The organism is Melghirimyces profundicolus (assembly GCF_003054245.1).
GTDB classification, from domain to species: domain Bacteria; phylum Bacillota; class Bacilli; order Thermoactinomycetales; family DSM-45169; genus Melghirimyces; species Melghirimyces profundicolus.
Window position 1 is genome coordinate 109,190 of record NZ_QBKR01000009.1, and the last position, 12,883, is coordinate 122,072.

Consider the following 12,883-nt stretch of genomic DNA (forward strand, 5'->3'; position numbering starts at 1 on the left):
CAGGGGTTAGAATAGTCAGAAAATAAGGGGGGGTTCGATCGATGAGCGACAACATCACCTCCAAAGTGATCGGACGTCTTAAAAAAGACAAGATCGTCTTCTACTACGAAGACGATGTCATTGGAGAAGCTCGGGTGGATCTGACGAAGATGGATTTAAAATCCGGGTTCCAGCTGAGGAACCAGGACATCTATTCCGTCACCGGAAGACCCCGCAAGCCGCTGGACACCCATTATGCGCACAACTGCGACATGGGATGGTGCTGACAACCGAACAACCCGCCACTCTGAAGGACAGGGTGGCGGGTTGTTTCCTTTTCAGGGTATCACAGCAACAGATACACCAGCGGTGTGGCGATCAAGAGACTCAGAAGGGTCCGCTCCACCCAGATGATGATGAGTTCTCCCACGGAAATCGGGATTTCCGTGGACAGGATGCAGGGAATGGAGGCGGAGAAAAAGAGGATGGAGGAAACGGAGACGATTCCGATGACAAACTTGGTCACCAGGGGCGCATTTGCCGCCAGCAACGCCGGCAGGAACATTTCGGCGATTTCCACGGCGGAGGCTTTGGCAGCCAACATCGGTTCCGGCAGTTGCAGCGCCCAGGTGAAGGGAACGAAGAGGCTTCCGACCCAGTTCACCCGGGAATGGGTGCCGGCAATCCGGACCGCTTCAAAAAGCTCGTCGGTGCGCATTCCGCCGGGGGTGGCGGTGAGGTCTGGTTTCCGCAATTACTTCAGGATTCCTTTAAGTTGGAGTTGGGGTAAATATCAGAATATTTTCTTTAGATTTGAAGGGGACCGATAATTTCTTCTGTTCGCTTTACTAATTTCCCGGTATGGATCAAATTTTCTGCTACATTCATGTCGGGGTACAAGACTCTGTCACTGTCTAAACGGGGGACGAATTCCCTGAATATATCATAGGCTGCTTTTGTACCTTTCCCGGGGTGTAATGGTCGGAAATTTTCCAGAGCCTGACTGCTGCACATTAGTTCGATCCCGATGATTTTTTCTGCATTACGTACCACTTTCAGTGCCTTCAGAGCAGCCGAAGTACCCATACTGACATGATCTTCCTGTCCACCGCTTGTCATAATGGAGTCTACCGAGGCGGGATGGGAATAAACCTTGTTATCGGAGACTAATGCAGCCGCAACATATTGAGGGATCATGTATCCTGAATTCACTCCCCCTCCTTGAATCAGGAAAGGAGGAAGCTCACTGTACTGCGGAGATACCAACCGAAAGATTCGTCTTTCAGCGATATTGGCAAGTTCAGCAATGGAGATGGAGAGAAAGTCCATGGCTAACGAAACCGCTTCTCCATGGCAATTGGCAGAAGAGATACAAGTTCCGCCTTCTTCATCATCAAATACCAGGGGATTATCCGTCGCGGAATTCATTTCTCTCTCGATCACTTGTTTGACATAGTGAACAGCATCTTTACAGGCTCCATGAACCTGTGGTATCGATCGAATACTTAAAGCGTCCTGCGTTCTATGATTTTTATACCGTTCCGCTATTTCACTATTGAAGAGAATCTTCTTGAGATTTATGATCGTCTTTTGCTGACCTGGATGAGGTTTGACTTTACTGATCCTCGGATCAAATGCAAAAGGGGTGCCTTTCAACGCTTCAAAGCTCATCATGGATATAATATCCGCTGCTTTAAGGATGTTGAACGAATCGAAAAGGGCCATGGTACCGAGAGCAGTCATGTCAACCGTCCCATTCAGAAGCGAAAGACCTTCCTTTTCCCGCAAAGTAATGGGTTCGATTCCAGCTTCCTTCAAAGCTTTTCTTCCGCTCATTCGCTGATCCTTGTAAAAAGCTTCTCCCAAACCAATCATTACGAGACTGATATGTGCTTGATGACTCAAGTAACCCAACGAGCCTTCTCTTGGAACCACCGGGGTGATCTTTTCGTTTAATAATCGAACCAAAGTTTCCACGGTTTCCAGTCGGATACCGGAACAACCCTGGGAAAAATTTTGGATCATCAAGACCATGATGGCTCGGACAAACTCTTCCTCCAGTGGTTCGCCCAGCCCGCAAGCATGACTCATGATTAAATTCTTTTGAAGTTTCACTGAATCACGGGCAGGGATTGGAATCCTGGAGTTTTCTCCCACACCTGTGGTGATTCCGTAAATCCTTCGATTCTCTGCGGAAAATCGTTCCACAACCCCTCTTGTGTGTTCAATTCTATTTTTTGTATTTTTTGACAGTTTCAGTGGATAATAAAATCGGGCGACTGAAACCAATTCTTCGATACTGAACTCTTGTTCTCCGATGATTACTTGGTTTTTATTTTGAACCATATTGATCTTCCTTTGGTCAGTAATGACCTGAGATTCTGTCAGTGGGTTCCGGTTCCATATCCACCTTCGTAGTTTCCGGAAAGTTGGCCCGATCGAACATTTTCTGTTTCATCAGGCCTTTGATCGTTGAGAATATAAGTAAAATCATGAAGAAAAGGATTGGAAATCCTGATACGGTTGCCATCTGTTTTACCGCATCAATTCCGGTGATTTCTCCGCCGGTTCCCGCAGTAATCGTTAACAGAGCCATCAGTCCCATTACCGCTCCCCAGAATACTTTTACCTTGGCGGGCGGTTCCGGATCAAGAATCGTGTTGCTCGTGGTGGTTAACGAAGAAACCGTGGTGGTAAGGGAGTCCGCCAGCGTTGTGAAAGAGATATAAACAGCAATAAGCAGCAACCAGCTGATGAGGGAGGGCAACGGGAAATGCTCCAAGAAAGCGAACAGAGAAAGTTCCAATCCCCCTTCGCTATTAATCAGATCCCATAGTTTCCCTCCGCCTTTCCAATCATAGTAAATGGCAGATCCGCCAAAACTCCAAAACCAAATCGCTCCGAATCCGGCCGGCAACAATAAATTCATGGTTACGAATTCACGCAAGGTACGACCATAAGCCAACCTGGCCAGAAACATGCCAATCATCGGTGCATAAGCCATCCATAAAGACCACTCAAAGATGGGCCAACTCTTTGGCCATTCCGAACCATCCATTGGACTCATCCATAAAAAACGTTCCGGTATGCTGCTTAAAAAACTCCCCGTGGCTTGAGTTCCAAGGTTCAAAATAAAGACTGTGGGACCAAAGATAAAGACAAAGACCATGAGAAAGAAGAACAGCTTGGTATTATAGTCAGCAAGTATCCGAATTCCTTTTTGTAATCCCGTGTAACTGGAGAGAATGTACGTAACTGTTATGGCAACCACCAGTAAGGCCCATAATATCGGCCCCGTATTCAGGTTTGTGAGGTGACCAATTCCGCTCCCGATTTGCAACACCCCTTCACCGAGGACTGCCGCTGATGCACCGATGATGGAAAACATACAGAGTCCGTCCACCACGGTTCCGGCCAAACCAAAAGATCTCTTCCCGAGAACTGGGTAAAGGGTTGAACTAATACTGTAGGGTAATTGGATGTTGTAGTGTGCATAGGCAACTGCAATTCCGCAAATCACATAAATCGCATAAGGGGCTAAAGTCCACTGTTGTAAGACGGCCGCAATGGAAAACACCGCTGCTTCTTCCGTGCCGGGTTTAATCCCAAGCTCTTCAGGTGGAACACTGAAATGAGTGATGGGTTCAGCCGTCCCCCAGAACAAAATTCCCGTGCCGATTCCCGCTGTCAGGGAGATGGCAAACCACTCCCATTTGTTGATGGTTGGTTTCGCATTGACACCACCAAATTTTATTTTTCCGTACTTTGAGAATGCCAAGTATAAACATATAAAGATTAGTGAAAGCGCAGTCCAATTAAACAGCCAGCCGAAGTTGGCAAAAGCATAATCCACGATCCCGGTTTGCAGATTGTAAAAGCCATTGGGATTCAAAATTCCGATGAGAACGGTTCCCGCCATTAACAATGCGATGGGAGCAAAAACGCTCCAGCGTATCTTTTTTTCATTCAATGATATTTCCTCCCTTAAAACGAAAAGTAATCTTCTTTAAAGATCCAGATCGGCCTAAGAGAACCAATTTTGCGACTTCTTTTAAGGGAAATCGGGTTTCCCTTTCCGTTTGCGGTCTCGGTTTCGGTTGATTCATGCTGAAATCTCCTCCGTTGTGGATGAAAAAGGGGGAAGGGTTCCCCCGTCAGCTTTTCCTTTGAACCAATCCCGTCAGGAAAGACAGCATCACATGAACTCCGGCTTTCACCGTCGCTTCCCGGACATCCCGGAGGGGATCGAGGCAGACGAGATCCATCGCCTTCACCCGGGAATGGGTGCCGGCAATCCGGACCGCTTCAAAAAGCTCGTCGGTGCGCATTCCGCCGGGGGTGGCGGCGGGAGCGCCGGGGGCGAAGCCGATATCCAGTACATCCATGTCCACGGTGAGATAAAGGGTATCGACCCGGTCGGACAAAACCTCCAGTGCCTCGCGGACGGCGTGATCCACTCCCTCTTTGCGGGCTTCCTTCAGGGTGATGTACCGGACACCGGTCTCAATGGCGTATTCCTTGAGGGTACGGGCGTTGAAAAAGCCGTGCGGGCCAATGTTACACACATCTTCCCCGCGGATGGTGCCGCTTTCGATCAAATTTCGGATCGGGGTTCCGTTGGCGGGCCCGAAATCCTCCAAGCTTCTGAGGTCGAAGTGGGTGTCCAGCTGCAGAAGGCCGATCTGCTCTTCCGGATGCGCTTTTTTCCATCCCTTGACCAGCATCGCCGTGATGGAGTGATCCCCTCCCATCGTCAGCGGAAGGGTTTGGGGGTGATGTTTCCGCATGGCTTCCATCGCTTCGGTGATGTTCCGGTGGCAGGTGGGGATGTCGGTCACATGTTGCCGGACGTCTCCCAAATCGACCACCTTGAGGGAGGTCAGATCCACTTCTTCCTCCAGGTTGTAGGTGGCGAACCCTTTCCACGCGCGCCGGAGGGCGTCGGGATTTTCGCTGGCACCCGAAGCGCTGATGGAAGAGCGGGAGAGGGGAACCCCGAGCAGGGTGACATCCACCTCCGACCAGTCCAAGTTTTTTACCCGGTTTTCATCCAGGGGCTCGATCCACTGATGCACCTGAGGGTCTGGCGGCAGGGGGTCCGGCCGGTGCCAGCGGAATGCGGGCGGGTTGAGCAAGGGGTAAGGGTATCGGTTTTCCATCGGATCTCCTCCTTTCCCGGGAAACGGACGGGTCAGCCCCGCCGGTGGACCACTTTTCCGTTTTTCACCACGACTTCTGTGTGGTTGGAGCCGTAGAAATATTGCAGTCCCATGTAATTGGCAACGTCGAAGATCACCAGGTCCGCTTTTTTCCCTTCTTCGATGCTCCCGATTTCGTGTCCGCGCCGAATGGCGTGGGCCGCGTTGATGGTGGCGGCGGTCAGGACCTCGGCGGGTGTCATTCCCATTTTGAGGCACCCCAGATTCATGATCAGGGGCAGGGATACGGTGGGGGAGGAGCCGGGATTGCAATCGGTGGAGAGCGCGACGGGGACTCCGGCGTCCACCATTTTCCGGCCGTCCGCCATCTCCGCCATCAGGAAGAAGGCGGTTCCCGGGAGAAGGACGGCGACCACGCCCTTTTCCGCCATCGCCCGGATCCCTTCGCTTGACGCTTTCAGCAGATGATCAGCGGAGACGGCTCCGATCTCGGCGGCCAACTCCGCTCCCCCGTAGGGCTCAATCTCGTCGGCGTGGATTTTGGGAGCGAGTCCGTATTCTTTCCCGGCTTCCAGGATGCGGCGGGATTGTTTCGGGGTGAAGACCCCCCGCTCGCAGAAGACGTCGTTGAATTCGGCGACTCCCCGCCGCGCCACTTCCGGAATCATCTCCCGGACGACTTCATCCACGAACTCATCGGGCCGCCCTCTGTAAGCGACGGGGACCGCATGGGCACCCATGAAGGTGGAAACCACATCGACCGGGTGTTTCCGGTTCAACTCCACGGCCACTTCCAGCTGCTTCAGCTCGTGCTCCAAGGAGAGGCCGTATCCGCTTTTCGCTTCCACGGTGGTGACCCCGTGGCGGAGGAACTGGTCCAGGCGCCGCCGGCTTTCCTTGTAAATCCGCTCCGCTTCGGCCTCCCGGGTGGCGGAGGTGGTGGCGTGAATGCCGCCGCCGGTGTTCATGATCTCCATGTAGGAGGCCCCTTTGAGCCGCATCTCAAATTCATTCTCCCGGCTGCCGGCGAAGACGAGGTGGGTGTGGGGATCCACCAATCCGGGGGTGACCAGGCGTCCGGTGGCGTCGATCTCTTCCGCCTCCGCCAACCGGGAACCATACCGTTCACGGATTTTCTTGTCGGTCCCCACGGACTGGATCACTCCGCCTTCCACCCACACGCTCCCGCCTTCGATCAGATGGAGTTCCTCCATCGCCTTTCCGGTTAAGGGGGCATCGGAGCTTCCCTTCAGCGTCACCAGCTGTGACGCATTCCGGATGTACAGGGGTTTTCCGCTCATCCTCATCCTCCTTTTGGTTTTTGTCAGGCCATATCACACTCCGGTTGTACTCACAGAGCACAAGTCTCGCCGGGTCGCTGCGCTCCCGGTCTCGCTATGTACTCACAGAGCACAAGTCTCGCCTGGGTCGCTGCGCTCCCGGTCTCGCTATGTACTCACAGAGCACAAGTCTCGCCTGGGTCGCTGCGCTCCCGGTCTCGCTATGTACTCACAGAGCACAAGTCTCGCCTGGGTCGCTGCGCTCCCGGTCTCGCTATGTACTCACAGAGCACAAGTCTCGCCTGGGTCGCTGCGCTCCCGGTCTCGCTATGTACTCACAGAGCACAAGTCTCGCCGGGTCGCTGCGCTCCCGGTCTCGCTATGTACTCACAGAGCACAAGTCTCGCCGGGTCGCTGCGCTCCCGGTCTCGCTATGGACCATACACGACGCCCGTCCGTCATCTGTTTTACTTTTATATGAGACTTTTAACTCAGTCCAGCATCGGGATGTGGACGCCTGTTTCTTTGACGGTCCGGATCGCTTGTTCGTATCCCGCATCGGCATGTCGGGCGATCCCCATTCCCGGGTCGGTGGTGAGCACCCGCTCCAGGCGTTTTTCCGCCGCCTCGGTTCCGTCGGCGACAATCACCATTCCGGCGTGGATGGAGTAACCCATCCCCACGCCGCCGCCGTGGTGAACGGAGACCCAGCTGGCGCCGCCGACGGCGTTGATCAGGGCGTTCAGGATCGGCCAGTCGGCGACCGCGTCGCTTCCGTCCTTCATTCCTTCCGTCTCCCGGTTGGGAGAGGCGACGGAACCGGAGTCCAGGTGGTCCCGGCCGATGACGATGGGGGCTTTCAACTCCCCTTTGGCCACCATGTCGTTGATGATTTTGCCGAAGCGCGCCCGTTCGCCGTATCCGAGCCAACAGATCCGGGAGGGAAGGCCCTGGAAGGCGATCTTCTTTTGCGCCATCCGGATCCAGTTGCACAGGTGTTGGTTTTCGCTGAATTCCCGAAGAATCACTTCATCCGTTTTGTAGATGTCTTCGGGATCGCCGGAGAGGGCCACCCAGCGGAAGGGACCTTTTCCTTCGCAGAACTGGGGACGGATGTAGGCAGGTACGAAGCCCGGGAAGTCAAAGGCGTTTTCCACCCCTTCGTCTTTGGCCGCCTGCCGGATGTTGTTTCCGTAGTCGAAGGCGACGGCTCCCCGTTTTTGCATCTCCAGCATGGCGCTTACATGGACGGCCATGCTCTCTTTCGCCAGGGAAACCAGTCGTTTCGGGTCATCCTTCCGCATTCTCTCCGCCTGCTCCAGGGAGATCCCCCGGGGAAGGTAGCCGTTGAGGGGATCATGGGCGGAGGTCTGGTCCGTGACGATGTCCGGGATGATGTTTTGCTTCACCATCTCCGGCAGAAGTTCCGACGCGTTGCCGAGGAGACCGATGGACAGAGGTTCTCCTTTTTTCACGGCTTCCCGTGCTGATTTGACCGCTTCCTCGAGACTTTCCGCCATCCGGTCCAGGTAACGGGTCTCCAGGCGCCGCCGGATGCGGGTGCGGTCCACTTCCAGGGCGATGACCACCCCGCCGTTCAGGGTGACCGCCAGCGGCTGGGCCCCGCCCATGCCTCCGAGGCCTGCGGTTACGGTCAGCGTCCCTTTCAGGGAACCGCCGAAGTGCCGGCGGGCGCACTCGGCAAAGGTTTCATAGGTTCCCTGGACAATTCCCTGGCTGCCGATGTAGATCCAGCTTCCCGCCGTCATTTGGCCGAACATCATCAAGCCTTTACGGTCCAGTTCGTGAAAGTGGTCCCAGTTCGCCCAGGCGGGAACCAGGTTGGAGTTGGCGATCAGAACCCGGGGGGCGTCGTGATGAGTTTTGAAGACAGCCACGGGCTTACCCGACTGCACCAACATCGTTTCGTCCCCTTCCAGGTTCTTCAGCGTCCGGAGAATGGCGTCAAAAGCGTCCCAGTTCCGGGCCGCCCTGCCGATCCCCCCGTAGACGACCAGATCTTCGGGCCGTTCGGCAACCTCCGGGTCGAGGTTGTTCATCAACATCCGGAGCGCCGCTTCCTGGATCCACCCCTTGGTCTGCCGTTGTGTGCCCCGGGGAGCCCGCAGGGTCCGGGGTTCCGCCTGACGGTTTTTCATCACCCGTCACCTTCCCTTTCATGATCTTCTCTTCCCTTTGAGTATAGAAGAGGAAAGGGGTCTTTTTGCAGAATCTTCCCATTTGAAAATGGAGAATGGTTTTGGGAAACTCATGAAAAAAGGGAGCGCTTTCAAAAAGGACTTCCCTTTTCTTTGGATTATTCTCTTTTCTTTTGATTCCGGTGTTCCCGTGGAGAGTGACCGGTCTCTTTTTTGAAAGCCCGGCTGAAGGTGTTGGTCCGGGGATAGCCGCATCGAGCGGCGATTTCCTGTATGGAGAGGGGGGTGGTCTCCAACAGGCGGCGGGCGTGCCGGATGCGGATGGAGCGGAGGAGGTCACGGAAGGAAATCTGTCTCTTTTGGGAGAGGAGATAACTGAAATAAGAGGGGTTTCGTCCCGCTTCCCTGGCCACATCCTCCAGTCCCAATTCCGGCCGGTGAAACTCCCGTTCCATGTAACGGATCCCCCGTTCCACGGGGTCGTTGTGACGGTGCGCCGATTGCTCCCCGACCGCCTCCAGGATGCGATAGATAAACAGCAGCATCTCCTGGACGATCCGGTAGAGGAGAGGATGGTACAGCACCGTCGAGAAGATGCGGTGGTAATCGGACTCCAAGGCGGGGTCGTCAGAGAGGGACCAGCTCTTCATGAAGCGCCGCAGTTGGGCCAGCAGGCTGGTCAGGCGGATTCTGAGAAGACCCGGATCCGGATAGGGAGACTTCAAGCCGTAAAATTCCTCCTGGACCCATGCCCTGATACCGTCCCGATCGTTTTGCTCCAGCATCTCCACCCAGAGCCGCTGCTCATCCGGTGTGAGAAAGGGATCGATCTCGGTCCATCGGACGGGTTCTTCCACCGTCCACACCTGCTGATCCCCCAGGTAGAACCGCAGGGGCAAAGCCTGCCGGGCGAGCCGGTACTGCCCGCGGAGCGTGGGGGGTTCCCGGCCGGGAGGACATACTGCGATAAAGAGGGACTGGCGGTGCCGTTTCAACCATTCGCGGATCAGGGCGTAACCTTCCCGGGGAAACCTATCATGGTCCGCCTCCGGCCGGGGGCGGGAAAAGACTGCGGCCACGGCATCGCTCAAGGGAAAGAGGAAGGGCGGGTCCTGAAAGGGATAATTCTCCAGAAAACGGTACAGGGAGGGGATGGCGTCCGGTGATTCCGGTTGAAGGAGAAGAAGGGTTCCCGTCCCCCGGTCTTCCTCCAGAAAAAGGGAACGATAAGAGAGGGGGGAAGCATGGGAGATGGAAGCGGGTTTTTCCCGACCGGAGGATTCCGCCACTCCCCGGTAAGCGGTGTTCAGGGATCGTTTGATGCGGTCCGGGGAAACGGGCTTCACCCACAGGTCGGCCGCGTGCAGCTCGATGGCCTGCATGGCCCGTTCAAACGTGGCCTCCGCCGTGATGCCGATCACGGTGCGGGAGTAGACACGGATCCGTCGGCGGAACGCATCCCAATGTTTTCGGGGGATCATGTCGAGTTCCACGCAACAAACCGACGGAGTCTGTCGGACCAACGTTTCCATCAACGTCCCGAAATCCCCCGCGGTCTGCACTTCCGTGAAGGGGATGGGGTACGAGCGCACCAGCCATTCCAGTCCGGTCCGTTCCTTTGGATCCCGTTCCGCCACCAGGAGCTTCATTCGCTTTCCCTCCTTCCCATTCAGTCGGGGGTTTCTTTCATTATATCGAAAAAAAACGGGACGCCCCTGACGGACGTCCCTAAGGAAGGTGCAGTTATGATGTATCGGATGATTTTATTTTACCCTCTGGAACTGTCCGGCACAATACAACCAAAGTATCAATCATGAATGATCATTCAGTCGGTCCGAGGCCCGAAAAATATCAAAAAAGACCGGCATCGCAGCCGGTCTTTTCCGGTCCTTATTCGTTGGTGACGGCGAGGATTCCCGTTTCGCCGTGTTTGACGTTGCCTTCCTTGAGGAGTTTCACCTTTTCCCCTTCCGCCAGGTTGGTGAGGACCACCGGGGTGACGGTGGAGGGAGCGTTTTTCCGAATGTAGTCCAGGTCCACTTTGAGGAGAGCCTGTCCTTTCTTCACTTCGGCATCCTGTTCCACCAACTGTTCAAAGCCTTTGCCTTCCAGCTTGACCGTGTCGATCCCGATGTGGACGAGAACCTCCATGCCGTTTTTGCTTTCCAGCCCGATGGCATGTTTCGTGGGGAAGACATTGACCACCTTGCCGTCCACCGGGGAGACCACGGTGCCGTCCGTCGGTTCAATGGCGAATCCGTCACCCATCATTTTTCCGGAGAAGACCTGGTCGGGCACCTCCGTGATGGGAAGGATCTTCCCGGACATCGGAGCGGCCAGTTCCTCCCGCCCGTCGGTGGCTTTTACGGCTTTTTCCCCGGTGGCTTTCGGGTTTTCCGTTTTGCGGGGTTTTTTGCCGCGGATGATGTCTTGCATCTGCCCCTTCAGGTTGTCGGACTGGGTGCCGAAGATGGCCTGTACGTTGTTACCCATCATCAGCACACCGGAAGCACCCAGTTTCTTCAGGCGGTCCTGGTCTACCTGCCCGGCGTCTTTCACCGAAACCCGGAGGCGGGTGATGCAGGCGTCCAAGCTGGTGATGTTGTCCCCGCCGCCAAAGGCGTCGAGGACATCGTAAGCCAGGTCGCCGCCTTTGGTGTCCACCGCTTCATCGGCTTCGTCGTCATCGTCTTCCCGGCCGGGGGTTTTCAGATTCCATTTCCGGATCGCAAACCGGAAACCGAGATAATAGACAACAGCGAATCCAAGTCCGACGGGGATGATCATCCAGGAGTTGGTGGACAGGTTCCAGTACAGGATGTAATCGATCACCCCGCCGGAGAAGGTTTGTCCCGCTTTAACGCCCAGGATGTCCATCAGGGCGAAGGAAAAACCGGCGAACAAGCAGTGGATCCCGTAGAGCACCGGGGCCACGAACAGGAAGGAAAACTCGATCGGTTCGGTGATCCCGGTCAAAAACGAGGTGAGCGCCGCGGAAAGCATGATCCCGCCGACCACTTTCTTCCGTTCGGGACGGGCCTCCTGATATATGGCCAGAGCCGCCGCCGGCAAACCGAAGATCATGAAGGGGAACTTCCCGGTCATGAACGTGCCGGCTGTCGGGTCTCCGGCAAAAAAGCGGTTGAGATCCCCTTTGACCACTTTCCCCGCCTCCGTGGTGTACGTACCGAATTCAAACCAGAAGGGGGAGTAAAAGATGTGGTGCAGCCCGAAGGGAATCAGAGAGCGTTCAATCACCCCGAAGATGAAAGCGGCCAGGGTGGTGTTCTGCTGCGTCACGATGATGGAAAACTTGTCAATTCCCTCCTGGATCGGGGGCCAGATGAAGAAGAAGGCGATCCCCATCAAAAAGGACGTAACGGCGGTGATGATCGGGACGAACCGGCGCCCCCCGAAAAATCCGAGGAATTGCGGAAGTTCGATATCGTGGAATCGTCGGTACAGGGCCGCCGCCACAATCCCCATGATGATCCCGCCGAAGACCCCCATCTGGAGGGTGTCGATCCCCAGAACCTTCACCGTTTCCAGTCCGGCATCCTTGGCCAGGATCCCCATGGTGGTGTTCAGGATCAGGTAGCCGATGACCGCCGCAATGCCGGCGGTCCCTTCGCTCTCGGCCAGTCCGATGGCCACCCCGATGGCAAACAGAAGCGCGAGGTTTTCAAATATCACCTGCCCCGCCTGTTGCATCAGAGGGTAGTTCAAAACGTTTTCATGACCCAGCCCCAGGAGCAAACCCGCCGCGGGCAGCAGCGCCACGGGCAGCATCAGTGAACGGCCCACCCGCTGGAGCACGCCGAAGCTTTTCTTGAACACACGAAAACCTCCCATCAGATCAGTGCATATGGATGATGAAAGCATTTAGGTTCCGTTGCATTTTCTAATCTTAGCAAAACCCGTGCCAGGATGTAAGGGGTTTCGTAAAGGGTTACATTGGAATAAGGAGGAAGGTATTCGTATATTCTTCCTGTTTCGGGTGGAGGGTATGCTTTTTTCGTCAATGATTGTTGAAACCGGTTGTGTCAATGGTTACAAAAAAACACCTCGGGATGAGGTGTTGTGGCTATAATAAAAACTTCCGGTGTTTCTCGGGACCTTAAAGCGTTGGGAGGGTCGTTTCGAGAAAAGGGGAAGCGTTTGCCCAAAATATCCCTGCAGGACTGAATAGCGGGACCGGGGAGCGTAGCGATCCCAGGCGAGACTTGTGCTCTGTGAGTGCATAGCGAGACCGGGGAGAGAAGCGACCCAGGCGAGACTTGTGCTCTGTGAGTGCATAGCGAGACCG

General features: G+C 55.2%; 8 protein-coding genes and 1 pseudogene. 1 reads left to right on the forward strand and 8 read right to left on the reverse strand.

The annotated features are described in order from the left end of the window. The first annotated feature begins 41 nt into the window (after positions 1 to 41). A complete protein-coding gene (locus tag C8P63_RS08235) occupies positions 42 to 266 on the forward strand; it encodes a DUF2553 family protein (RefSeq protein WP_108023061.1) in 225 nt (74 codons plus the stop codon). Between the two features lie 59 nt (positions 267 to 325). Here the strand turns inward: C8P63_RS08235 and C8P63_RS08240 are convergent. From C8P63_RS08240 to ptsG, 8 genes and pseudogenes are all read right to left on the reverse strand, one after another. Beyond that, a pseudogene (locus C8P63_RS08240) lies at positions 326 to 640 on the reverse strand (YjiH family protein); the annotation flags it as partial. 146 nt (positions 641 to 786) lie between these two features. Continuing rightward, positions 787 to 2,325: a histidine ammonia-lyase gene (hutH, locus tag C8P63_RS08245; protein WP_108023063.1), complete on the reverse strand. Its 1,539-nt coding sequence runs from the start codon at positions 2,323 to 2,325 to the stop codon at positions 787 to 789. A 16-nt stretch (positions 2,326 to 2,341) separates the two neighbouring features. After that, a complete protein-coding gene (locus tag C8P63_RS08250) occupies positions 2,342 to 3,949 on the reverse strand; it encodes a BCCT family transporter (protein ID WP_245920788.1) in 1,608 nt (535 codons plus the stop codon). Between the two features lie 184 nt (positions 3,950 to 4,133). Next, on the reverse strand, positions 4,134 to 5,138 hold the full coding sequence (locus tag C8P63_RS08255) for an agmatinase family protein (RefSeq protein WP_108023065.1): 1,005 nt from the start codon (positions 5,136 to 5,138) through the stop codon (positions 4,134 to 4,136). Between the two features lie 32 nt (positions 5,139 to 5,170). After that, positions 5,171 to 6,439: an imidazolonepropionase gene (gene hutI / locus C8P63_RS08260; RefSeq protein ID WP_108023067.1), complete on the reverse strand. Its 1,269-nt coding sequence runs from the start codon at positions 6,437 to 6,439 to the stop codon at positions 5,171 to 5,173. Positions 6,440 to 6,909: 470 nt separating this feature from the next. Beyond that, on the reverse strand, positions 6,910 to 8,577 hold the full coding sequence (gene hutU, locus C8P63_RS08265; RefSeq protein ID WP_108023069.1) for a urocanate hydratase: 1,668 nt from the start codon (positions 8,575 to 8,577) through the stop codon (positions 6,910 to 6,912). Between the two features lie 158 nt (positions 8,578 to 8,735). Next, positions 8,736 to 10,226 carry a helix-turn-helix domain-containing protein gene (locus C8P63_RS08270; RefSeq protein WP_108023071.1) on the reverse strand — a complete coding sequence of 497 codons (1,491 nt, stop codon included), beginning with the start codon at positions 10,224 to 10,226 and terminating at the stop codon, positions 8,736 to 8,738. Positions 10,227 to 10,467: 241 nt separating this feature from the next. Beyond that, entirely contained in the window at positions 10,468 to 12,429 is a 1,962-nt protein-coding gene (gene ptsG / locus C8P63_RS08275; RefSeq protein WP_108023073.1) for a glucose-specific PTS transporter subunit IIBC, read from the reverse strand. Positions 12,430 to 12,883 lie beyond the last annotated feature (454 nt).

Excerpts from the sequence above, each read along its gene's own strand:
- C8P63_RS08235 (WP_108023061.1), top strand. The coding sequence starts at position 42 with ATGAGCGACAACATCACCTCCAAAGTGATCGGACGTCTTAAAAAAGAC.
- hutH (WP_108023063.1), bottom strand. The coding sequence starts at position 2,325 with ATGGTTCAAAATAAAAACCAAGTAATCATCGGAGAACAAGAGTTCAGT.
- C8P63_RS08255 (WP_108023065.1), bottom strand. The coding sequence starts at position 5,138 with ATGGAAAACCGATACCCTTACCCCTTGCTCAACCCGCCCGCATTCCGC.
- hutI (WP_108023067.1), bottom strand. The coding sequence starts at position 6,439 with ATGAGCGGAAAACCCCTGTACATCCGGAATGCGTCACAGCTGGTGACG.
- hutU (WP_108023069.1), bottom strand. The coding sequence starts at position 8,577 with ATGAAAAACCGTCAGGCGGAACCCCGGACCCTGCGGGCTCCCCGGGGC.
- C8P63_RS08270 (WP_108023071.1), bottom strand. The coding sequence starts at position 10,226 with ATGAAGCTCCTGGTGGCGGAACGGGATCCAAAGGAACGGACCGGACTG.
- ptsG (WP_108023073.1), bottom strand. The coding sequence starts at position 12,429 with ATGGGAGGTTTTCGTGTGTTCAAGAAAAGCTTCGGCGTGCTCCAGCGG.